Consider the following 23,176-nt stretch of genomic DNA (forward strand, 5'->3'; position numbering starts at 1 on the left):
AGACACTGAGAGCAATGCTTACGCCCAATACTAACCGAGCATCCCCAACAATTTTGCCTGAGCAACCGCCTGAGTTCTTCGCTCCACCCCCAACTTCACATTAATTCTTCGTGCATGGGTTTTAACGGTGTGCAATGAAATAAAAAGAAGATCGGCAATCTGTTGATTGGAATTACCCTGCGCCACTAACTTCAATACTTCTATTTCACGCAGACTCAATTGACTCTGTGGGAAGGTCTCCTCATTCAAAGGGGTTCCCGTTGCGGCAAGGCGGATTGCGCCAAGTAATTCAGGCTGGCGTAGTTGCAAATCGCACAAGACTTGTTGGAGGTTGCAGCGCTCGACCAGGGCCAATCCGTCCTGTAACGACTGCTGAGCAGAAGGGTCGCCGGTCAACCAGGCAACTTCGGCCATGACCAAATGCAGCTGTGCTTGTAGTCGCGACATGCCTCGCTGTCGCGCCCATTGCAACTGGGCCTCGAGCCGGGTCAACGGCGCTTGGGCCTGCCCCAGATGAACCTCAGCCAGTACCAACAGGTATTCCAGAGTCGATATCAGTTCTAGCGTCGCTGGCGGTGCCTGCCGTACGGGGGAGCCATGATAATGACGGAGCACCCGACTCAAGGCTTCGCAGGCCAACTCGGGGCGCCCCTGCTGCAACCAGATATGACTGCTGATCTGCAGCAGTACCCCCCGATAAACCGTTTCGGGAATCTGCCGCTGCTGCATCAACCGTTCGGCGTCGCGCAGATGAACAAACGCCGCAGCATAATTTCGATGATTGGCCGCCAGTTGTGCCAGACCGAGAAACCCGTACAGCACGCGCTTGTCATGGTTGTGCAAGCAATCGTCCAGCCCCGCCTGAAAGAGTTCGGCAGCGTGTTCGTCCGCCCCCAGACTCATGGCCAGCCGTCCACGACGCAACGCAATTCGTCCCAGCAAGGGTGCAGGTCGGTCCGAACGCTGACTGAGCAATTCATTGATGTCACAGAGCAGGCTTTCGGCCCGCACCGCCGCGCCCCGTTGCTCCAGCAATTGCGCATGATCGAGTTCCATCAGGCCCTCGAACACCAGCGAACCTTGCGCCCGCGCCAGGCACAAGGCCTCGCGGTTATGGGCTTGTGCCACGTCGAGCTCGCCCCTTAGCAATGCCTGTTGCGTCAGCCCCGACAAACACATCAACCGCGCCGTCCAACAGTCGGGATCGAGCGCGCTCAACGCATCAAGAAAGTGCTCGCGTGAAGCCTCCATTTGTCCCTGCAAATGCAGTAACCAACCCTGCAGGGCCTGCCAGCGGGCAATCAATCGACGCTGAAGCGCCGCCGAGGGTTGAGGCGTGAAATGCGCCAAACGGGCGATGCTGGTGGTCGCCTGTTCGAAACGGCCGGCAAATAGCAGCGCGGCGGTAATCAATCCCACCAACTGTGGACTGCCCAGTGTCAGTTCCTCGCCTTGCTGCTCATGCAAACGCAACAACAGCACCACTGTCTGCTCCTCGAACAGATGCTCGAAACTGAAGTGCTGCAACAGGCTGACCGCTACTTCGTATTCCTCGGCGAGCAATGCCTGTTCGAAGGCTGATTTCCAGTCCTGCTCGGCGCAGAACCACTGGCAGGCACGCCGATGCCAGGAGCGTCCGGCCGGCCATTGCTCATCGCGCAGCAATTGGGTGAATGGAGTGAACACCTGCAGCCATTCAGTGGAATCGCGCCAGGGTTCGATAAAACAACCAAGTGCTTGCAAGGTCCTCAGGTACTGCGCGCCCTCACCAGCCCCAAACAGGTGATCGCACAGTCGGGCATTGAAGCGTGGCAAGTGGGCCAGCACGCGCCAGGCCTCGCTCAACTCAGGCGTCAGCGAGCTGAACAACTCGTGCTCCAGATAATCGAGCAAGGTGTCCGCCCGTCCCTGGGGGTTGTCCTGACGCGACCAGTCGCACTTCTGCAACAGTGCGATCCGCACACCGGCACACCAGCCGCCGGTGCGCTGGATGACCCGACTGGCCACCTTGTTGGCCTGATCCGGCACCCAGGGATGCAACAGCTGCTCCACTTCACCTGAAGTAAACGCCAACGAAGCGCTCTCGCACTCGTACAACTCATCATCAAGCAGCAACCTTGGCCAGTTGCATAGCGGCCGGCGGCGAGTGCCGAGCCACCAGGTCAGCATCGGGCTGCCGATTGCCAACATGCGATCCAGCAACGAGTCCAGCTCCGGGTTCGGCAGACGGCAGTAGTCATCGAGGAACAGCCAGGTCGGCGTCTGCAATCGCGCCAGATTGCTCAGCAATTCGGTTTCGCCCGACGAGGCCAACCCCAGCGCCTCAGCCAGACGATGACGAAAATCGGCCGCGCTCGACACCCCGCCAGACAAGGGCAGCCAATGCACCCGGCACTGGGATGGCGCCCGCAACAGGCACTCGGCGAGCAGCGCACTCTTGCCGCTGCCGGCGGGGGCGCAGAGTAATTTCACCCGGGCCGTAGACGCCAATAGAGGCTCGGTCAAGCGAGCCCGCGACAGGTGATGAGAGGACAGCCGGGGCAGGAACCCAGAACGGTCCAGACACGGGATCATGGCGGTCATTGCAGCGTGCCTTTTTATAATTGTCCGACAACCCTAACCCTCTCCAACCCGCTTGTTGAGAGGTATTCAGCGCGCTGATTGGCGCCCATAAAAAAGGCGACCCACCGGTCGCCTTTCGTGATGCCAATGTATCAAAACCCTTACCGGACGCCCTCGGCGCGCAGGGCCGACGGTGTGTAGTCGGCAGCCTTGGCGTCGAAGCCAAATACGAAACTGTGCTTCTCTTCGTTCTTCATTCCCAGGGCAATGTATCGGCCAGCAATGATGTCGTAGAGCGCCTCGAGGGTGTAGGCCGGAGTCTGGTGATCGTAGTAGTACTGGGCGTGACCTTCGGCCACTCGCCACAGTTGGCCACGACCGTCGTAGTGGTCCACCAGCGCCACTTGCCAGCTGTCTTCGTCGAGGTACATGTGGCGTTTGGCGTAGATGTGCCGCTCACTCGGCTTGACCGTACCGACCACTTCCCAGACCCGATGCAACTCGTAGCGGGTCAGGTCCTGGTTGATGTGCCCGGCTTTCACCACGTCATCGTACTTGAGGCTCGGCGAGTCGAGTTTGTAGCTGTTGTAGGGGATGTACATTTCCTTCTTGCCGATCAGTTTCCAGTCGTAGCGATCCGGCGCGCCGGAGAACATGTCGAAGTTGTCCGAGGTGCGCAGGCCGTCAGCGGCGGTACCCGGTCCGTCGTAGGCCACTTGCGGTGCACGACGCACACGACGTTGACCAGCGTTGTAGATCCACGCCAGGCGCGGCTCTTTCACTTGGTCGAGGGTTTCGTGCACCAGCAGCACGTTACCCGCGAGCCGCGCCGGCGCGGTCACCGACTGCTTGAAGAACGTCAGCACGTTAGCGGCTTTTTCCGGGTCCAGGTCCTTCATCAATTGCGGTACGGCGATCTCTTCCTCGAAGCGGATCGGTGTGTAGCTGCCGTTGGTCTGCGGCGTCACCTGGGTGATGATGCGTCGCAGGTTGCCGCCGTGGTAACGGGTGATGTGGTTCCACAGCACCTCGACGCCGTTCTTCGGAATCGGGAACGCGTAGTAGCGGTTGCCGGTAAAGTTGGCCAGGCCGTTACCATCGTTGATGCTGGTCACGTTCAGCGCGCTGCGCTTGGCCGACTCGTAGATTTCCGGCGGCACGGCCACGGTGCGGTGGGTCGGGTAGACCGGAATCTTGTAGGTTTCCGGGTAGCGTTTGAACATCGCCACCTGACCGTCCGAAAGCTTGTCCTTGTACTTGTCGACGGTTGCAGCGGTGATGGTGAACAGCGGTTTTTCACTGGCGAACGGGTCAGCCAGAAAGCCTTTGCTGTCGACAGCGCCAGCGTTTTTCGGGATGCCACCGGTCCAGGCTGGAATCGAACCATCGGCGTTGCCGGCCTTCTCGGCGCCCAGCGGCGTGAGGGTGGTGCCGAGCTTATTGGCCTCTTCCGGCGAGACCGCAGCCATCACGTTGGCGGCCAACAGACTCAGTGCCAGGGCGCCGCATTGCAGAATCATCTTGCGCATTAACATCATCCTTCTCAGCCAGATCAGAAGTTCACGCCGAAGCTCAGCGCCAGGAAGTCGCGGTCGGTCAGGGTGTTGTAATTCCCGCCGAAAAAGTCGGTGTAACTCAAGCTTGCGGTATAGGTGTTGCGGTAGTCGGCATCGACACCGACGCTGACCGCCTTGGCGCCTTCGTTGAACAGCCCGTTGGGACCGTAGCCGGCGACGTCATGAGACCAGGACAGGTTGGGCTTGAGGTTGATCCCGCCGATCACGTTGGCGTAATCGAGGATCGCCCGGGCGCGATAGCCCCAGGAGGTCGCGGTGACGAAGCCGTCGGTATCGCCACCGAAACCGTACTGGCCGTAGACCGAATCACGGCCGTAACGCAGCTTGCTCCGCGGCTCCAGACCACCGACATGGACCATCGCCGCTTCACCGACCAGGGTCAGCCGTTGGGCGCCCAGCACTTGATCGAAGAAGTGCGTCAGGGTGCTTTGCACTTGGGTCACTTCCTTGCGGCGGTAACCGGTATTATCAGCGCCAGGCCGGGTCGCAACAGGCGATGCCGCGCCGCCGGCGATCGGGTTGAGCAACGCCAGGGTCAGGTCGTTAGTGTTGACCTGCACCGGAGCGTTAGGCCGGTAGCTGATTTCGCCGGTCCAGGCAGTGCCGGTGGGCAAGGTGGTGGAGAAACTCGCACCGTACAGGCGAATGTCCTCCGGGTATTCGAGGTAGTACTGGCCGCGCCCGAGCATCACGCTTTGGGCCAGGCCCGAACCGCTGCCCGGGGCCAGACGGTTGGCAGTGCTGACCATGCCCGGCAGGCTGGCCAATGTGGACAGCCCGGCGGTGGTGGTGCCGACGGTCGGTGTGCGACTGTGGTAGTTCATGAAGTAGAGGCCGTATTCGGTGTCGTCACCGAGCCAGCGCAAAGCCGCGCCCCACTGCCCCGAATCCCGTGCATCGCGGTCACCACCACGGGGCACGATCACGCCCTCACGGGTAACCTGGATAGGTTGGCCAAAGGCTGCCGCCAGCGGTGCCAGCGGAGCAATCGCCGGGCTGCCGACGGTGTAGTTGTTGTTGCAACCGTCCGCCACCACGTCGTTACCGAAGAAGGTGCCACAGTTGTCGAGAACCGTCTGATCCCACTCCAGTTGGTAGAAACCTTCCACCGTGAGTTGATCGGTCAAGCCCTGGGAAGCGAACAGCATGTTGACCGGAATCAGACCTTCCTTGATCTCCGCACCGGGACGCCGGAACGCCGAAACGTCGATCGGGTTGATGCTGTTGATCGAGTTGCCGATGAAGGTGCTTTCACCCCAGCTGACCACCTGTTTGCCGGCACGCACGGTACCCGGCAGATCGGCAATGGAGTAGTTGTGATAGACGAATGCATCGAGAATCTGCGCGCCCGAAGACTTCGCGCCTTCCTTGCGACCGCTGTCGCTGATCTGCTTGAACTCGCGGTCTTCGTCCTTCAACTCGAAGTCGTACCAGTACTTGCCACGGACGAACACACCCGTGTCGCCGTACTTCAATTCGAGGTCGTGGATGCCTTTGAAGATCTTGGAGAAGGTTTCGCCTTTCTTGAAGTTCAGGCGTCCGTCATCACCGGTCGAAGACTGGCCTGTCCCGCCATTGACGGTGCCCACCAGCGACTTGTCGGCGTCGCGCATGCCCCAGCTTGCGCCGACGGACAACGAAGAATCGAACTGCCCCTCGATTTCGCCGATGTTGAATGAAACAGCCTGCGCCTGGGCACAGCAGCCCAAGGCCACCGCAGCGGCCAGCGCTTGCGGATTGAAGATGGCGCGCATTGTTGTTTTTGTCATGCGTCTTCCCCGGTGAGTGACAGAAGGCCCCACCCTACTGCCGCTCGCCGGGAGCGATAAGCGCACCAAGGAGGTATTCGCGATGTACCTCCAAAGGATGAATGCCCGCATGGGACGAGGTTTTGCGCGGGGTATGGATGGGCTGGATGAAGGGTTATCAGTGCAGTGCATGGGACATGTTGAAGTTGGGTGTGTAGCAGCCTTCAGCAGCTGTTACAAAAGGTCAGCCGAAGACTGTTGCCAAGACTGTAACAGTGCATGTCTGAAATCGCTATTTTTCCTTTGCGATCAATACCTTATTCTTGCCTGGCTGTCACGGCAGACGGCCTGAAAGCACGCCGCGATGGGGATGATAGACCACCCCATTGGCGACAGAATCCAGATGATTTGAAGCGCATTTTTTCGACTCATCGCCCCGTGTTCACTGACGTTGATTTATTGCTCCTTAATCAATCGTCTTACTTTGGCCGCTGCGTTTGCAGCGGCCTTTTTTATGGGCGATGTTTTTTCAGGCAGGGAGTCATCGGGAAGAGATGACGGGACTCAGGCAAGCCCCGCCAGATGTCGCGCAATCAGAGGGAATGCTTCTGCAAGTTCTCCATCATTTCCTTCAGCGCCTCAATGTTGTCCTTCGGATGCGCTGCGCCTTCGAAATCACAAATCTGCTGCCAATGCGCCGCCACATCCTCTGGTGAAAAACCAACCCGAGGATCGAACCCGGCGCCCAGGCTGCGCTCCCAGCGCACCTTGCCCATCCAGCCACCACCGACCTCAAACAGACCCGACGTTTCCTGGCATTGCTCGCTGGCCAGGTACACCACCAGCGGGCTGACCAGTTCCGGTTTGAGTTGTTCGAACATTTGCGGCGGAATCAGGCCTTCGGTCATGCGGGTGCCGCCGGTGGGGGCGATGGCGTTGACCAGGATGTTGTTCTTGCGGCCCTCGATAGCCAGTGTGCGGGTCAGGCCGTAGAGGCCGAGTTTGGCCATGCCATAGTTGGACTGGCCGAAGTTGCCATAGATGCCCGAAGTCGACGCGGTGAAGATCACGCGGCCATAATTTTGCTCGCGCATGTGTGGCCAGGCGGCGCGGGTGACCTTGTAGGCGCCTTCGACATGAACGCGGTAAACCAGGTCCCAGTCGCTGTCGTCCATTTTGTGAAAGGTCTTGTCCCGCAGGATGCCGGCGTTGTTCACCACGACATCGATACGACCGAACGTATCGAGGGCGTGCTGGACGATTTTGTCACCGTCGGTGACGGAGTCATGGTTAGCCTCGGCGGTGCCACCCGCTTCGCGAATTTCCGCCACCACTCGATCAGCCGCCGACGCATTGGCGCCTTCACCTTGAGCCGAGCCGCCGAGATCATTGACCAGCACTTTGGCGCCCTGCTTTGCGAACAGCAATGCATGCGCTCGCCCCAAGCCGCCGCCCGCACCGGTGACGATCACGACTTTATCTTCGAAGCGCACAGACTCATTCATGGGGAACTCCAGCAGGCCAGGGACTATTAGTGCGAGTGTCAGGCACGGGGCTGCCGGTCACAATGAACACGGGGGCGGCTGAATGGTGCGCGATAAGGCAGCGGGATAGTCAGGAGCACGCCAACTTGAGCGGCGGTGAATCCAGTCGGTCGCGAAACTCCAGATAGTGCTTGAGCACCGGCGCTGGCGCTTCGATCTGTGGGTAATGACCGATCTCGGACAGCAGGACGGTGTCTGGGGCGGGAATCAGTTGCCGATAGCGCGCCACCATGTGCGCGCCGGAAACCGGATCGACCTCGCCATTGATAAATCGCAGCGGCACCTCGCCGCGCTGCATGGCGCTGACCCAACGCTCACGCTGGGCCCGCCGCTGCGGGATATAACCGATCAATTTATGCATGATCCGCTGCCCGTGATTGCTGTCGACCAGGCTCCAGAAATCATCCAGCTCACTTTCGGTGGGCCGGGTCTGCGGACCGAAAATCTGCTTGAAACTCTTCACCAAAGCATCACGGGAAAAGGCTAGCCCGATCATCCAGCCCAAGGGGCTTAGCAGGAGTTTTTGCATCAACACCGGGCGATGGGTTTCGGGAAACAATCCACCATTGAGGAACACGCAACTGGCGATATGAGCGCGTGCTTCGTAGTGCCGGGCCAAGAGCTCCTGGGCAACGCTGTCGCCATAATCGTGTGCCAACACGTGAACGGGTTGCTCGACGTTCAAGTGCGCCAGTAACGCCTGTTGCAGATCGGCCTGTTCCAGCAGGCTGTAATGGTGGTTCACCGGTTTGGCCGAATCGCCGAAGCCGAGCATGTCGCAGGCAATCACACGATAGCGCTGCGCCAGCGGCTGCCACAGGTAATGCCAGTCCCAACTGGCGGTCGGGAAGCCATGGATCAGCAACAGCAGCTCGCCCTGCCCCGCGGCCCAATAGCGGATGGTCTGACCGCGGAAGACGAACGTCTGGCCGCGTTTACGCCAGACACACAGCGGAATTTCGGCGAGTGCCATTTAGAATTTATAACCCGGGTCTTGTTTATCGAGTTTGCGCAGCAGCGCCGGCCAGGCCAGCGCACCACCCATCCCTTGAGCACTTTTGGTAACGCCGGCGATCATCGCCTTGGCGCCCGCCAGAATCTGCGGTTCGATGGCGATCAGCTCTGCGCCACCGTTCTGCGCCAGCACCTGAATCTCGCAGGCGCGCTGGAAGGTAAACATCATCAGGAACGTGTCGGCGATGGTGCCACCACAGGTCAGCAGACCGTGGTTGTGCAGCATCAGAAAATTGTTTTCACCCAGGTCGGCTTGCAGCCGCGCCTTCTCTTCATGGTTCAGCGCCACGCCTTCGTAGGCGTGATAAGCCAGGCTGGACAGGACGAACAATGACTGCTGACTGATCGGCAAAATGCCCTGTTTCTGCGCCGATACCGCCACCCCCGCCGCCGTGTGGGTATGCAGTACACACACGACGTCATGCCGGACTTCATGCACCGCGCTGTGGATGGTGTAGCCCGCCGGGTTGATTTCGTAGGGGCTGTCCATCAACTTGTTACCGGCCTGATCGACCTTGACCAGGCTCGACGCGGTCATTTCATGGAACATCAGCCCGAACGGGTTGATCAGGAAATCTTCAGTGCCCGGTACCTTGGCCGAAATGTGCGTGAAGATCAGATCGTCCCAGCCGTGCAAGGCGACCAGACGATAACAGGCAGCCAGGTCGACGCGGGTCTGCCACTCGGCAGCACTGACTTTTCCTTTGACACTGTGTGGCGACTGGACGGGGGCTACGTTCACGGCAAGGGTTCTCTTTTTTTGTTTTTCTGTTCTTATTGTTTTACTGTCGTTACAGCAGTCTAGTCAGCCTCCAGACTTCGGGTAGTTGCATTGGCAGCCAGCTTGATGGCCGAGTGGGTCAGTGCGCGGGTGAGCCTGGATCCATGTCAAGGCACCCGCCCATTAATGCCCGTCAGTCAGCCCCGCAGTGCGCTGACGAGGTCCGCCAGCCAAGGCTCGGCGTCGGTTTCCGGTGTCACGGTTTCGCTGGCGTCCAGACGCAGCATCGGCAGGACTTCACGCACGCCCAGTTCGCCGAACAGCTCACGCATTTGCTCACCGCCGCCGCAGAACGTATCGCCATAACTCGAGTCGCCCAGCCCGATAACGGCACCTGGCAAGCCACGCCAGGCAGCGGGCAATTGATCGCGGATCATCGAATACAGCGGTTGCAGGTTGTCCGGCAACTCGCCCATGCCGGTGGTCGAGGTCACCGCCAGAAATGCTTCCGGGCCAAAAGCCTGAACATCGGCAAGTGTCGCGCGCGGGTTGTGCCAGGTTTCAAAACCGGCGGCGTTCAATAGGCTTGCAGCGTGGCGGGCGACTTCTTCAGCCGTGCCGTACACCGAGCCGGAAAGGATGGCGACTTTCATCAATCTGATCCTGAAGCTGAGTAAAAGGCCAAGATATTAACAGCACAGCCCTCATTGATCTTTTAGAATGCAGCGTACCCATCAATACGCAAAGGACTCTGCGATGATCAATGCCTCACTGCTGCAAATGGTGATCGAGGCGTCCAACGACGGCATCGTGATTGCCGAAAAGGAAGGCGAGCAGGACAACATCCTGATTTACGTAAACCCGGCGTTCGAACGCCTGACGGGCTATACCAGCGAAGAAATCCTCTACCAGGATTGCCGTTTTCTGCAGGCAGGAGACCGGGATCAGCCCGCCCTGGCATTGATTCGCCAGGCGTTGGGCAATGGCGGTTCCTGCCGGGAAATTCTCAGGAATTACCGCAAGGACGGCACCCCGTTCTGGAACGAACTGTCGCTTTCCACGGTAAAAAACCCGCACGACGGACAAACCTATTTTGTCGGGGTGCAGAAAGACGTCACGGTTCAGGTCAAGGCACAGCAGCGAGTCGCACAGCTGGAAGCGCAATTGGCCGAGGTACAGGCAGAACTTGCTGATCTCAAGTCGACGAACGGATCAAACCAATCTGCGAATTAGTGGTCATTTACTACAATCACCGATGACTTTGTAATTATTTCTTTCGAGCAAATCATGCAGCGCGACGCACTCCTGACCCAGGATGAGCTGGACTTTATCCAGACCATGCAACACAACCCGCAACTCAATGTGCGGGATGCGACGTCGAGTTTGCTCGTCAACGGCGGCTCGCAGATCCGTGATTTGCTCACGCGTCTGGCCGCTCATGAGCAAGTCACGATCCAGGCCACTTTCGAAAATCAGCAAATGACCTTCCCGCTGCACCTGGTGGAAGATGAGTTTCACGCAATGCATCTACGCCTCGGTGTCCCCAGCATTTATGAAGACGGGCCAATGATTCGGCCATGGCGCCTGGCGCTCGAAGAGCCAGTGGCGCTGGAAAATGCCAAGGGGCAACCCGGCACGATGTGGGTGCACGAAATATCGTTCAAAGGGGTTTTGCTGGAAGTTCGCAACAAGACCAAAGCGCCAAAGCACTTCGCGTTGTGGTTCAGCCCGTCAGGCTATGAGCGGATTGCGTTGCGCGGCACCCTGGAGCGTGAGACCGAGCAAGGTTTCTACGCCTACGAGTTGAGCCAGAGTGACAAGGACGAAACCGAACGTCTGCGTCAGTACATCCTTCAGCAACATCGCCTGACCCATCCTGCTTTGCATATTTGAATCTCAGGTATCCAGGTTTCCCGCCAGGAACTGTTTCAGACGCTGGCGCATCACCCCCCCCTCGTTTCCAAGGCAACCCACCGACGACCCGGCCAGACTCTCCTGCGCCAGGTCGGACGCATCCCCGGCCAGAAACAGCTGACATTCCAGCCCCATGGCCAGACGGTTCAAACGTCGAGGCAGTTCGGCAGCCGGCGCGTGATTGGAAATCAGCACCAATGCCCTGGGCTTGATCTTCTCACAGACCAGGATCAACTCGTCGAAGGGCTGCCCGATCGCCAACAACTGAATAGCCGAATCAATGCTGCTCAGATACAGCGCCGTGACCAATACTTCGAGTTCACGACATTGGTCGGCCAAGGCGCAGACAATCACTCGTCGCGGCTGCATGACACGCACCAGCAGCAGGCGTTGCAATACTCGAGAACGCAGAAAGCCATCCAGAAAAAGCCACTCGCTGGTCTGACCGAACGCATCATGGCGGTGTAGCAATAGCTTCCAGATCGGAATCAGGATGTCCTGGAATACAACCGTCAGCGGATAACTGGAAAAAATCTGACCGTAGACGTGCTCCAGTTGAACTTCGTCAAAAACACTCACCGCCGCGTTGACCTGCTGCTGCCATTGGCCGTAGTCGGCTTGAACGAATTCGTCGGGAATGATCCGCTCCAGCACCTGGAGCGGTTCGGTCTTGGCCAGTATCTTGCCAACCTTGCTGACCGCGACACCGCGCTCGATCCAGCCGAGGATGCTGCGGACACGCTCGATATCGATCATCGAATACAAACGGTGCCCGCTTTCGGTGCGGGTGGGCTGTATCAGCCCGTAGCGTCGCTCCCAGGCTCTTAGCGTGACCGGGTTGACCCCCGTCATGCGCGCGACCTCACGAATCGGGAACAGCTCTTCTCGAATCAGGGAGGTGCCCGTAGACAAGCCGGGCGCACGATCGGTCAGCACAGGCATCTTCAAATCTACGTCCATGTATGTATTTGGGTACATTCTAACGCTCCTGCCCCGGTAGCTTTCAACACGTAGTTGAAAGAAATTGGTACTGACGTCCATGACGCAATCAGGAATAATCCTTGCTTGTCCCGAGACGCAGCCCACCACCCCGGCGCTGTGTCTGGCGAAGCTCTTATCCGGAGCGACGCGTTTGTCATATGGAGATACACAATGTCTACTTCCCCCGTCACGCTGATGGTTGCGCGTCGCGTCGCCGATGGGCGTTATCAGGACCTGATGGCCTGGTTGCGCGAAGGCGAACAATTGGCCACCGACTTCCCCGGTTACCTCGGCTCTGGCGTGCTCGCTCCGCCACCCGACGATGACGAATTCCAGATTATTTTCCGCTTCGCCGACGAGCAGACACTGCACGCCTGGGAGCATTCCGCGTCGCGTACCGCCTGGCTGGGACGCGGCAGCAATCTGTTTGCCCATCCTTCGGAGCATCGGGTCAGTGGCATCGATGGCTGGTTTGGTGCTACCGGGCAACGCCCGCCACGCTGGAAGCAGGCCGTGGCGATCTGGCTGGCGTTCTTTCCGGTGTCCCTGCTGTTCAACTTTGTGCTGGGGCCGTTATTGGCCGAAACGGGATTGCTGGCCCGCGTGTTCGTCAGCACCCTGTGCCTGACGCCGTTGATGGTTTATTTCTTCATTCCACTGTCGACCCATCTGCTGGCCGGCTGGCTGCACGCCGCACCGCAACAACCGTTGCCTGCAACGCCGACCACCCAAAATCAGTAACCCCTGCAGGGGCGTAGGTGAACAACTCCCGTCGCTGGTATAGTTTTGCGACAACCGCGACGCGAGCCGTTCATGACCTCTTCCGCAGCCCCCATCCTCATCACCGGTGCCGGCCAGCGTGTCGGCCTGCACTGTGCGCAGCGTTTGCTCGAAGACGGCCATCCGGTCATTTTCAGTTACCGCAGCGAACGCCCCGGCGTAAAGACCCTGCGCGATCTGGGAGCGACCGCGGTGTTCGCGGACTTTTCCAGCGAGGCCGGAATTCTCGCGTTCATCGGCGAACTGACAAACCACACCGACAGCCTGCGGGCGATAGTCCACAACGCCTCCGAATGGCTGGCCGAAACCCCAGGCGCCGAAGTCGAAGCCTTCACCCGCATGTTCAACGTGCATATGCTGGCGCCCTATCTGATTAACCTGCACTGTGCCGATTTACTCAAACGCTCAAGCCCCGCCGACATCGTGCACATCAGCGATGACGTGACCCGCAAGGGCAGCAGCAAGCATATCGGCTACTGCGCCAGCAAAGCCGGGCTCGACAGCCTGACCCTGTCCTTCGCCGCCAAGTACGCGCCAGACATCAAGGTCAACGGTATCGCGCCAGCCCTGCTACTGTTCAATCCCGACGACGACGCGGCGTACCGCGCCAGGGTCCTGGCCAAATCCGCACTGGGCATCGAGCCCGGCAGCGAAGTGATCTACCAGAGCCTGCGCTATTTGCTCGACAACCCTTATGTCACCGGCACGACCCTGACCGTCAATGGCGGACGGCACGTCAAATAAGCCGCCCCCGCGAGGATGTCCCCATGACGTTATCCCTGCCCCACAACGCCCTGTCCCAGAGCTATCGCGAGATCCTCATCGGCCTCGGTGAAAATCCCGACCGCGAAGGACTGCAAGACACCCCGGTGCGCGCCGCCAAGGCGATGCAATACCTGTGTCATGGTTACGAACAGAGTCTCGAAGAGATCGTCAACGGCGCGCTGTTCGCCTCCGACAACGATGAAATGATCATTGTCGACAACATCGAGTTGTACTCGCTGTGTGAACATCACATGCTGCCCTTCATCGGCAAGGCGCATGTGGCTTATATTCCAACGGGCAAGGTGCTGGGCCTGTCGAAGATTGCACGGCTTGTGGATATGTTCGCCCGCCGCCTGCAAATCCAGGAGAACCTCACCCGGCAAATCGCCGAAGCCGTGCAGCAAGTGACCGATGCGGCCGGTGTCGCGGTGGTCATCGAAGCCCAGCACATGTGCATGATGATGCGCGGCGTCGAGAAACAGAATTCGACCATGAACACCTCGGTGATGCTCGGCGCCTTCCGCGAGTCGAGCAACACCCGCCAGGAGTTCCTGCAATTGATTGGACGGAGCAAGTAGCAATGCCACAACTTCAACCAGGAATGGCACGCATCCGGGTCAAGGACCTGTGTTTGCGAACTTTCATCGGGATCAACGAGGACGAAATCCTCAACAAGCAGGATGTGCTGATTAACCTGACCATCCTGTATGCCGCCCAGGACGCCGTGCGTGACAATGACATCGATCACGCTTTGAACTACCGCACCATCACCAAGGCGATCATTGCCCACGTGGAAGGCAATCGCTTTGCCCTGCTCGAGCGCCTGACCCAGGAGTTGCTGGACCTGATCATGGCCAACGAGTCGGTGCTGTACGCCGAAGTCGAAGTCGACAAGCCCCACGCGTTGCGCTTCGCCGAGTCGGTGTCGATTACCCTGGCCGCGAGCCGCTGACCGCGTCTGGCGCATCGCTCGCCAGGCTTTTATCATCCGCGCCACGATTTGATTGCACAGAGCCCATCATGAACGATCAACAACGCCTGGAACTTGAAGCCGCTGCCTTTCGCCGGCTGGTTGCCCACCTGGACAGCCGCAAGGACGTGCAGAACATCGACCTGATGAACCTCTCGGGTTTCTGCCGCAACTGCCTGTCCAAGTGGTACAAGGCCGCTGCCGACGAACGCCAGATCGACGTAAGCCTCGATGAAGCCCGCGAAGTGGTCTACGGCATGCCGTACGCCGAGTGGAAAGCCCAATACCAGAAAGAAGCCAGCGCCGACCAACAAGCGGCGTTCGCCAAAGGAAAACCCAATGAGTGATCTGAACACCCTGCGCGCCAGCCTCAAGAGTGGCGAACACGTTTTCGCCGACACCCTGGCGTTCATTGCCGCCGGCTATGACTACCAGCCCCAGGCTTTCAACAACGGCGGTGTGGAAAACGCCGCCGGGCAGAACGAAGGCTCGTGCAAGACCCTGGGCCTGGCGTTGCTGGAAGGTCTGAGCGATGAAGAAGCGCTGTTGGCGTTCGGTGAGCATTACCGTTCGGTGGTTGCGACGCCGGAAGGCAGCGACCACGGTAACATCCGGGCGTTGATTGCCCATGGCTTGGCCGGCGTGAAATTCGCTCAGCAGCCGCTGACACGCCGCTAAACCTGTGGCGAGGGAGCTTGCTCCCTCGCCACAGATTATGCGTCGCCATCGATCGGCATCAGGGCACATCCCGACTTTTAAGATTGACCCGGCAACTTTATTTCGTTTGCCGGGCACCTCTGCTCGCGGCTTAGATAAAAAGAAGCATCCCTTCTTCAGAGTCAGCCATCCATGCGCAGCGAATCCATCAGCCAGTCGATCTCCATCGTTCACCCCGTCAGCCTCAGCCACGGTAAAAATGCCGAGGTCTGGGACACCGATGGCAAACGCTACATCGACTTTGTCGGGGGAATCGGCGTACTGAACCTTGGCCATTGCCATCCGCGCATCGTCGAGGCCATCCGCGAACAAGCCACCCGCCTGACCCACTACGCGTTCAACGCAGCTCCCCATGTGCCTTACCTCGAACTCATGGATCGCCTGGCTGCGTTTATTCCGGTGGATTACCCGGTCAGTGGCATGCTCACCAACAGCGGTGCGGAAGCGGCGGAAAACGCCCTGAAGATCGTCCGTGGCGCCACCGGCCGCACCGCGATCATTGCCTTTGACGGCGCCTTCCACGGCCGCACGCTGGCCACCCTCAACCTCAACGGCAAAGTCGCCCCTTACAAGCAGAAAGTCGGCGTGCTGCCGGGGCCGGTGTATCACCTGCCCTTCCCCAGCAAAGACAATGACGTGACCTGCGCCGAGGCCCTGAAGGCAATGGATCGGCTGTTCAGCGTCGAGATCGACGTGAATGACGTGGCCTGTTTTATCGTCGAGCCGGTGCAGGGCGAAGGTGGTTTTCTGGCGATGGATGTGGAATTCGCCCAGACGCTGCGGCGTTTCTGTGATGACAAAGGCATTCTGCTGATCGCCGATGAAATCCAGTCCGGCTTCGGCCGCACCGGCCAGCGGTTTGCGTTCTCGAGATTGGGCATTGAGCCGGACCTGATCCTGCTGGGCAAAAGCATTGCCGGCGGCGTGCCGCTGGGTGCGGTTGTCGGGCGCAAGTCGCTAGTCGACAACTTGCCCAAGGGCGGATTGGGCGGCACCTACTCGGGCAATCCCATCGCCTGCGCCGCCGCGTTGGCGACCCTGGACGAAATGAGTGATGCCCATCTACACGCCTGGGGCACACAGCAGGAAGAAGCGATTGTCAGCCGTTACGAAGCCTGGCGAGCACGCGGACTGTCACCGTATCTGGGCCGCTTGACCGGCGTGGGTGCGATGCGCGGCATCGAGTTGATCAATGCCGACGGCACACCGGCTTCGGCGCAATTGACACAACTGCTGGCCCTGGCGCGAGAGTCTGGCTTGCTGCTGATGCCCAGCGGCAAGTCGCGCCACATTATTCGGCTGCTGGCGCCTTTGACGACAGAGGCGGCAGTGCTGGAGGAAGGTCTGGATATTCTTGAGGCGTGCCTGCAGAAATTGGCTTGAGCATTAAAAAAAAACCGGCCGAAGCCGGTTTTTTGCTTTCTACGGAATCAGAACGACGCGTTCTGCAGGCCGTCGAGGTAACGCTCGGTGTCCAGTGCCGCCATGCAACCAGCGCCGGCCGAGGTGATGGCTTGACGATAAACGTGGTCGGCCACGTCACCGGCAGCAAAGATACCTTCGACGCTGGTGGCAGTGGCGTTGCCATCACGGCCGCCCTGTACAACCAGGTAGCCGTCTTTCAACGTCAGCTGACCTTCGAACAACGACGTGTTCGGGGTGTGGCCGATGGCGATGAACACGCCGTCGACTTTGATTTCGTCGAAGCTGCCATCGTTGTTCTTCAGGCGAGCACCGGTCACGCCCATGTTGTCGCCCAGCACTTCGTCCAGAGTCGAGTTCAGCTTCAGGATGATCTTTCCTTCGGCAACCCGGGCATTGAGCTTGTCGATCAGGATCTTCTCGGCGCGGAACGTTTCGCGACGGTGGATCAGGGTCACAGTGCTTGCGATGTTGGCCAGGTACAGCGCTTCTTCGACTGCGGTGTTACCGCCACCGACCACAGCCACTGGCTTGTTGCGATAGAAGAAACCGTCACAGGTCGCGCAGGCCGAAACGCCTTTGCCCATGAACGTTTCTTCCGACGGCAGGCCCAGGTAACGAGCGCTGGCACCGGTAGCGATGATCAGTGCATCGCAGGTGTAAGTCGCGCTGTCGCCAATCAGGGTGTACGGCTTGGCAGCGAAGTCCACGGCATTGATGTGATCAAACACGATCTCGGTTTCAAAGCGCTCGGCGTGCTCTTTCATGCGTTCCATCAGCGCCGGGCCGGTCAGACCGTGGACGTCGCCCGGCCAGTTGTCGACTTCGGTGGTGGTGGTCAGTTGACCGCCGGCCTGCATGCCGGTGATCAACAGTGGCTTGAGGTTGGCACGGGCGGCATAGACCGCGGCGCTGTAACCGGCAGGGCCGGAACCGAGAATAATCACTCGCGAATGACGAACTTCAGACATGACCTGCTCCTGTTGACCGGCCCGAAACACTGGGCGCGGAACGCCGGATTGCCGGCGGGAATAAAAAAGGACCGTTGAAAGCACTTGGGGAAGGCTTGGGCTCGACAGTCCTGTAAAAGAATGGGTGCAGCGTATCGAGGGGGCGAAGATTAAGGAAATACGGTTTAACAATCCAGCTCATAGGCGGTCTCTATTCCGTTGCAGTGGATGTATAGACGCCTTTGTTACAGTTAATGTCGATGCCGCTACCGCGCTTTCGCCCGTCAGGCAAAGCCGGTAAGGTCGGCGCGTTTACCCTTTGCTCGGAGCACGTTATGCCCGCCCCTGTTCTGTCCGGCCCACAATATTTGCGCGAGGGCCTCAAATTGGTCCTGAGCCCAAGTCTGCGTCTGTTCGTGTTGTTGCCGCTGGCGATCAACCTGGTGCTGTTCGTCGGATTGATCTATCTGGCCGGCCATCAGTTCAGCCAGTGGGTCGATACGCTGATGCCGTCCCTGCCCGATTGGCTGAGCTTCCTCAGCTATATCCTCTGGCCGATATTCGTGGTGCTGGTGGTGTTGATGGTGTTCTTCACCTTCACAATGCTCGCCAACGTCATTGCCGCGCCGTTCAATGGCTTCCTCGCGGAGAAAGTCGAAGTGGTGGTGCGCGGCACCGATGATTTCCCGACCTTCAGCTGGGGCGAACTGATCGCAATGATCCCCCGTACCCTGACCCGGGAAATGCGCAAGCTCGGCTACTTCCTGCCACGGGCCATCGGGCTGTTCATCCTGTCGTTCATCCCGGTGGTCAACATCATCGCCGCACCGCTGTGGCTGCTATTCGGGGTGTGGATGATGGCGATCCAGTACATCGACTATCCGGCGGACAACCATAAACTGGGCTGGAACGAGATGCTCGCCTGGCTGCGGAAGAAGCGCTGGCAGAGCATGAGTTTTGGCGGGATCGTTTATCTGGTGCTGCTGATTCCGGTGGTCAACATTTTGATGATGCCGGCGGCCGTGGCGGGTGCGACGTTGTTTTGGGTGAGGGAGCGTGGAACAGACGCACTGGAAAGAAGCGCCGCCTGAACATCTGTTTCTCTTGAGGGTTTTTATAACAGGCTATTTCTGACAGTAGCCAATATCAGGAATGACGTCTCCAATAGATTACGAGGTCCATCTGCATTGAGAGTTCTCATGCGTTCAAGGAAGAGATGTGACCTCAATTCATGGAGATTTGGTTCAATGCAATTACCCACCCACCCGCCCCTCGCTTCTGCCGCGACGGCAATCCACACGACCGGAAACACGCCCCGCGAGGGCTTTGCCTGGGCCGGCCTGAGTCCGGCAGTACGTTATGCCCAGCCTGTTGCCGGGACCGCCTGCACCCTCAGCGAAAGCACGCGTATTCTCATCGACGATGAGCGCATTCGCCCGTTGGCGACACGGTTGGCATTCGGGCTCGCCGTTGCTGCCGGGCTCAGCAAACCACCCGCCGTAATGCTCGTGTCAGGCGACAGTCCCCGAAAGAGTATGGGTGATGTCGCGTTGATTCTGTCTGCGCCAGAGACTGCACAAGTGTCGATCCCCGCCAAAGGTCTGAACGAGGCCTACCGCATCGATATCACCGATGCCATATGCGTCACCGCAAAAAACCTGGAAGCCATGGCCCGGGCGTTGACGACCTTGCATAAAGCGGCACTGGTTTGCGCCACACTTGATCCAGGTATTGTCATCGACGCCCCTGTTTTTGCGGAGCGCTCAGTACTGCTTGATGTCGGGCGCAAATATTACAGCCCTGAATGGATCAAAAACCTGCTGCGCGAGATGGCGTGGAACCAGCTCAACACGCTTTATCTTCACCTCACCGACAATGAGGGTGTTCGGATTGTCTTCCCTTCTCATCCAGACCTTTCCAGCGCGGATGCCTGGAGCGCAGAGGAACTCAAAGAGATACTCGATACCGCCGCCTCGTACTACATCAACGTCATTCCCGGGATTGAATCGCCCGGGCATATGAATTTCATACTGCGCAACAAGCCCGAATTTCAACTGCGCCTCAGCAATGGCACCGTTGTGCCGAAAGCGCTGGATGTCAGCATTCCGTCCGCACGCCGATTTATCAAAGAGCTCTTCAAAGACTTGTTCAACATGTTTCCAGGCTGCACCCATGTCAATCTGGAAGCCGACGAATATTTCCTCTCTCCGATTACCCCCTACAACACGCCACAACTGGCTCAATACGCACGAAAGGCATCTGGAAAGCCTGGCGCCAACTCGCGCGACGGCGTCCGATAATTTGTTAATGAGCTGGCGAATTTCGTGCGGGAGAACGGCAAGACTGCACGCATGTGGAACGATGCCGTCGTTCAAGACAATCAAGTGATACAGGTGGATACAGCCGTTGAAATACTGTGCTGGAGTATCTGGGGCAGTATTCGCAATGAGAAAAACGTGCAAGCGCTGATCAACGCCGGGTACACAGTGCTCAATGCCCACGGCGACTTTTACTTTGTCATCGGATCCGACTGGAGCAATCTGGTGGATCGCAAGCACTCGCCTTATGGGCTTTACGATTTCTGGCGCCCCAATCATTTCATGGACAACGCCGGGAGAGGCGTGACGATCATCGATTCAGACCACCCTGCGATGAAGGGGGGAGGCATACAAATATGGGCCGATGAACCCGATCACCTGTCAGCTGAGAAAGTCTGGTCGCATCTGATTCTCTGGATGCAACCGACAGGGCAGCATTCGTGGGGATCGCCGCATGCGGCCGGCACTATGAAGGAGGTCCAACTGATTAGCCGTTCGGTAGCCTTCGCCCCACCGGAACATTGATGACCGGCCACACCTTGCGCCCATGAGGGCGTCACCGTCATAAATCCATCATCGAAACGAAACAATGACGACATGGCCTCAGCCGACACTGAGGTCATGACGACAGCTCTGCATATCACCCTGATCACCGAAACCTTCCCTCCGGAAATCAACGGCGTGGCCAATACCCTTGGCCGTTTGTTCGACGGTTTGCGCGCGCGCGGGCATCAGGTTGAGTTGGTGCGGCCACGTCAGGGCGGCGACCCGTTGATGGGCTGCAACGATGAGTTGCTGCTGTGTCGGGGTTGGCCGCTGCCGGGTTATCCCGGCCTGCAATGGGGTCAGTCGTCGATGCACAAGTTGCTGCGGCGCTGGAAGCGCCATCGCCCGGACGTGTTGTACATCGCCACCGAAGGACCGCTGGGGTTGTCGGCGTTACGCGCGGCACGGCGTTTGGGGATTTCGGTGGTCAGCGGCTTTCATACCAATTTTCAGCAGTATTCCAGCCAGTATGGGCTCGGGTTGCTGACGCGTTTGCTGACCCACTACCTGCGCTGGTTTCACAATCGCTCGACCCTGACCCTGGTGCCCAGCGCCAGCCAGCGACTGGAGCTGGAGCGGCGCAGTTTCGAGCGTCTGGCGTTACTCTCTCGAGGCGTCGACAGCCAGTTGTTTCATCCCGCCAGACGACTGAAACCACTGCGTGAACAATGGGGACTGGCCGAGGATGACATCGCCTTCATCCACGTAGGACGCCTGGCCCAGGAGAAGAATCTTGGCCTGCTCAAGCGCAGTTTCGACACGCTGAAAACCACTTATCCACAGCGGAACATGAAATTGATTGTGGTCGGCGACGGTCCGCTACGAGCGACGCTGGAAAAGGAATTGCCCGAGGCGATTTTTTGCGGCTCACAACGCGGCGAAGCGCTGGCCAGTCACTATGCGTCAGGGGATGTGTTTCTGTTTCCGAGCCTGACCGAAACCTTCGGCAATGTGGTGCTTGAGGCATTGGCCTCAGGGCTGGGGGTGGTGGCGTATGATCAGGCTGCGGCGGCTCAGCATATTCGCCATGGCTATAACGGCGTACTGGCCATGCCCGGGGATGAACAGGCGTTCTGCGATGCGGCACGCTGGCTGCTGGAGGAGCGCGAAACCTTGCGCTGCGTGCGGCTCAATGCCCGCCAGCATGCAAGCCGTCAGGGCTGGGCAGCGATTATCGAGCAGTTCGAGGGGCAGTTGCGGGGGGCTTGTGCGCAGGAACAGGTTCTATCCGATGCAGCGTTATTGCCTTAAAAGCTTCGCGGGCAAGCCTCGCTCCTACAAAATCTGTGTCGTTCGCAACGTTGCGAGCGACGCGAACCTGTAGGAGCGAGGCTTGCCCGCGAAGAGGCCTTTCCAGTCGCCGCTTAAACCAGCGTCATCAACGCATCACGGCTGAACGGCAGGATGTCCTGCTCACGACCGTCACGCACTTTCTGCGCCCAGTCCGGGTCCACCAGCAACGCACGTCCTACCGCCACCAAGTCGAACTCATCGTTATTCAAACGCTCCAGCAGTTTTTCCAGGCTGGCCGGTTGTGCGATCTTGTCGGTGTTGACCATGAATTGCAGGAACTCGCCATCCAGGCCGACGCTACCAACGGTGATGGTCGGTTTGCCGGTGAGCTTGCGGGTCCAGCCGGCCAGGTTCAGTTCGGAACCGTCGAACTCCGGCTCCCAGAAACGGCGTGTCGAGCAGTGGAAAATATCCACGCCGGCGTCGGACAACGGCTTGAGGAATTCGCCCAACGCCTCTGGCGTCTGCACCAGACGCGCGGTGTAGTCCTGCTGCTTCCACTGGGAGAAACGGAAGATGATCGGGAAACCCTCGCCTACCGCCGCGCGCACCGCCTGAATCAGTTCGATGGCAAAGCGCGAACGGTTGGCCAGGTTGCCACCGTATTCGTCGGTGCGCTGATTGCTGCCTTCCCAGAAGAACTGATCCACCAGATAACCGTGGGCACCGTGGATTTCCACGCCATCCATGCCGATGCTCTGGGCGTCCTTGGCGGCTTGGGCGAACGCAGCGATCACCTCCTGGATGTCCTGGCGGGTCATGCCGTGAACCACGACCTGTCCGTCTTTCAACTTTTCCGACGGACCGTAACCCGGCACGCTGGCATCCGGCTCGGTGCCGATACGACGCACGCTGCCCACATGCCACAGTTGCGGAACGATCTTGCCGCCCTCGGCATGCACCGCGTCGACGACTTTCTTCCAGCCGGCCAATGCGGCTTCACCGTAGAAGTGCGGCACGTTCGGGTAACCGTTGGAGGCCTTGTGACCGACGGTGGTGCCCTCGGTGATGATCAAGCCTACTCCGGCGGCGGCACGGCGACGGTAGTACTCGATCACTTTGGAGTTGGGCACGCCGCCCGGCGAAAACGAGCGGGTCATCGGTGCCATGACGACTCGGGTCGGCAATTCGAGAGCGCCGAGGTGAAAAGGCTTGAACAGGGCTTTGACGGGCATGGGACGCTCCACGGGACATAGACTTTATGACGACGATAATATGGAGAGTGCCCGGCCTTGAACAGCACTATTGATTTGGGTGATTAAGGATTAAAAGACAGAACGGATTGTAGGAGCGAGGCTTGCCCGCGAAGGCGTCATGTCAGTCAGCAATGATGTCGACTGACATGACGCCTTCG

21 protein-coding genes and 1 pseudogene are annotated in these 23,176 nt (G+C 59.0%); 12 read left to right on the plus strand and 10 right to left on the minus strand.

Going from position 1 to position 23,176, the window contains the following annotated elements; all coding sequences use genetic code 11:
* Window positions 1–30 precede the first annotated feature (30 nt).
* The 7 genes from AC1RO5_RS29495 to AC1RO5_RS29525 all read right to left on the minus strand — a co-directional run bounded on the left by AC1RO5_RS29495 (window position 31) and on the right by AC1RO5_RS29525 (window position 9,819).
* Window positions 31–2,583 (minus strand): LuxR C-terminal-related transcriptional regulator, encoded by a 2,553-nt coding sequence (locus tag AC1RO5_RS29495; protein WP_493179214.1) that lies wholly within the window; start codon window positions 2,581–2,583, stop codon window positions 31–33.
* Window positions 2,584–2,723: 140 nt separating this feature from the next.
* A complete protein-coding gene (locus AC1RO5_RS29500; RefSeq protein ID WP_493179215.1) occupies window positions 2,724–4,091 on the minus strand; it encodes a DUF1329 domain-containing protein in 1,368 nt (455 codons plus the stop codon).
* Window positions 4,092–4,114: 23 nt separating this feature from the next.
* The gene (locus tag AC1RO5_RS29505) at window positions 4,115–5,908 is read right to left on the minus strand and encodes a DUF1302 domain-containing protein (protein ID WP_493179217.1); all 1,794 of its coding nucleotides are present in this window, start codon (window positions 5,906–5,908) and stop codon (window positions 4,115–4,117) included.
* A gap of 572 nt (window positions 5,909–6,480) precedes the next feature.
* Window positions 6,481–7,392 carry an SDR family oxidoreductase gene (locus AC1RO5_RS29510; RefSeq protein ID WP_493179219.1) on the minus strand — a complete coding sequence of 304 codons (912 nt, stop codon included), beginning with the start codon at window positions 7,390–7,392 and terminating at the stop codon, window positions 6,481–6,483.
* Between the two features lie 109 nt (window positions 7,393–7,501).
* Window positions 7,502–8,404: an alpha/beta fold hydrolase gene (locus AC1RO5_RS29515; RefSeq protein ID WP_493179221.1), complete on the minus strand. Its 903-nt coding sequence runs from the start codon at window positions 8,402–8,404 to the stop codon at window positions 7,502–7,504.
* Window positions 8,405–9,187, minus strand: coding sequence for a class II aldolase/adducin family protein (locus AC1RO5_RS29520; RefSeq protein ID WP_493179223.1), 783 nt, complete (start codon window positions 9,185–9,187; stop codon window positions 8,405–8,407).
* 176 nt (window positions 9,188–9,363) lie between these two features.
* Window positions 9,364–9,819 (minus strand): flavodoxin, encoded by a 456-nt coding sequence (locus tag AC1RO5_RS29525; RefSeq protein WP_493179225.1) that lies wholly within the window; start codon window positions 9,817–9,819, stop codon window positions 9,364–9,366.
* A gap of 103 nt (window positions 9,820–9,922) precedes the next feature.
* On the opposite strand from AC1RO5_RS29525, the gene AC1RO5_RS29530 reads away from it, so the two are divergent.
* Together AC1RO5_RS29530 and AC1RO5_RS29535 are read left to right on the plus strand one after the other, a co-directional pair.
* Window positions 9,923–10,399, plus strand: a complete 477-nt coding sequence (locus AC1RO5_RS29530) for a PAS domain-containing protein (protein WP_096479557.1) — start codon at window positions 9,923–9,925, stop codon at window positions 10,397–10,399.
* 54 nt (window positions 10,400–10,453) lie between these two features.
* Window positions 10,454–11,059 (plus strand): hypothetical protein, encoded by a 606-nt coding sequence (locus AC1RO5_RS29535; protein WP_018927173.1) that lies wholly within the window; start codon window positions 10,454–10,456, stop codon window positions 11,057–11,059.
* A gap of 3 nt (window positions 11,060–11,062) precedes the next feature.
* Here the strand turns inward: AC1RO5_RS29535 and AC1RO5_RS29540 are convergent, their stop codons facing one another.
* Entirely contained in the window at window positions 11,063–12,022 is a 960-nt protein-coding gene (locus tag AC1RO5_RS29540) for a MerR family transcriptional regulator (RefSeq protein ID WP_493179239.1), read from the minus strand.
* A 210-nt stretch (window positions 12,023–12,232) separates the two neighbouring features.
* Between AC1RO5_RS29540 and AC1RO5_RS29545 the strand changes: the two genes are divergently transcribed.
* The 7 genes from AC1RO5_RS29545 to AC1RO5_RS29575 all read left to right on the plus strand — a co-directional run bounded on the left by AC1RO5_RS29545 (window position 12,233) and on the right by AC1RO5_RS29575 (window position 16,676).
* Entirely contained in the window at window positions 12,233–12,802 is a 570-nt protein-coding gene (locus AC1RO5_RS29545) for an antibiotic biosynthesis monooxygenase (RefSeq protein WP_493179227.1), read from the plus strand.
* 72 nt (window positions 12,803–12,874) lie between these two features.
* Window positions 12,875–13,585 (plus strand): dihydromonapterin reductase, encoded by a 711-nt coding sequence (folM, locus tag AC1RO5_RS29550; RefSeq protein WP_493179228.1) that lies wholly within the window; start codon window positions 12,875–12,877, stop codon window positions 13,583–13,585.
* A 23-nt stretch (window positions 13,586–13,608) separates the two neighbouring features.
* Complete coding sequence (gene folE, locus AC1RO5_RS29555; protein ID WP_493179230.1) at window positions 13,609–14,184, plus strand: GTP cyclohydrolase I FolE; 576 nt, start codon at window positions 13,609–13,611, stop codon at window positions 14,182–14,184.
* Window positions 14,185–14,186: 2 nt separating this feature from the next.
* Window positions 14,187–14,558: a dihydroneopterin triphosphate 2'-epimerase gene (folX, locus tag AC1RO5_RS29560; protein ID WP_007942179.1), complete on the plus strand. Its 372-nt coding sequence runs from the start codon at window positions 14,187–14,189 to the stop codon at window positions 14,556–14,558.
* A 68-nt stretch (window positions 14,559–14,626) separates the two neighbouring features.
* Window positions 14,627–14,923 carry a DUF1244 domain-containing protein gene (locus tag AC1RO5_RS29565; RefSeq protein WP_018927179.1) on the plus strand — a complete coding sequence of 99 codons (297 nt, stop codon included), beginning with the start codon at window positions 14,627–14,629 and terminating at the stop codon, window positions 14,921–14,923.
* On the plus strand, window positions 14,916–15,254 hold the full coding sequence (locus AC1RO5_RS29570; protein ID WP_018927180.1) for a HopJ type III effector protein: 339 nt from the start codon (window positions 14,916–14,918) through the stop codon (window positions 15,252–15,254). Before AC1RO5_RS29565 ends, AC1RO5_RS29570 begins: the two co-directional genes overlap by 8 nt.
* 171 nt (window positions 15,255–15,425) lie before the next feature.
* On the plus strand, window positions 15,426–16,676 hold the full coding sequence (locus AC1RO5_RS29575) for a 2-aminoadipate transaminase (RefSeq protein WP_493179232.1): 1,251 nt from the start codon (window positions 15,426–15,428) through the stop codon (window positions 16,674–16,676).
* Window positions 16,677–16,723: 47 nt separating this feature from the next.
* Here AC1RO5_RS29575 and trxB read toward each other — a convergent pair whose 3' ends face one another.
* Entirely contained in the window at window positions 16,724–17,686 is a 963-nt protein-coding gene (gene trxB / locus AC1RO5_RS29580; protein WP_490133884.1) for a thioredoxin-disulfide reductase, read from the minus strand.
* Between the two features lie 314 nt (window positions 17,687–18,000).
* On the opposite strand from trxB, the gene cysZ reads away from it, so the two are divergent.
* From cysZ to AC1RO5_RS29595, 3 genes and pseudogenes are all read left to right on the plus strand, one after another.
* On the plus strand, window positions 18,001–18,756 hold the full coding sequence (cysZ, locus tag AC1RO5_RS29585) for a sulfate transporter CysZ (RefSeq protein ID WP_493179233.1): 756 nt from the start codon (window positions 18,001–18,003) through the stop codon (window positions 18,754–18,756).
* A gap of 576 nt (window positions 18,757–19,332) precedes the next feature.
* Window positions 19,333–20,508: pseudogene (locus AC1RO5_RS29590) on the plus strand (beta-N-acetylhexosaminidase).
* 72 nt (window positions 20,509–20,580) lie between these two features.
* Window positions 20,581–21,780 carry a glycosyltransferase family 4 protein gene (locus tag AC1RO5_RS29595; protein WP_493179235.1) on the plus strand — a complete coding sequence of 400 codons (1,200 nt, stop codon included), beginning with the start codon at window positions 20,581–20,583 and terminating at the stop codon, window positions 21,778–21,780.
* Window positions 21,781–21,893: 113 nt separating this feature from the next.
* Here AC1RO5_RS29595 and AC1RO5_RS29600 read toward each other — a convergent pair whose 3' ends face one another.
* Window positions 21,894–22,997: an NADH:flavin oxidoreductase gene (locus AC1RO5_RS29600; RefSeq protein WP_493179237.1), complete on the minus strand. Its 1,104-nt coding sequence runs from the start codon at window positions 22,995–22,997 to the stop codon at window positions 21,894–21,896.
* Between the last annotated feature and the right edge of the window lie 179 nt (window positions 22,998–23,176).

It is taken from the genome of Pseudomonas sp. GW822-FHT02G04 (genome assembly GCF_058802085.1).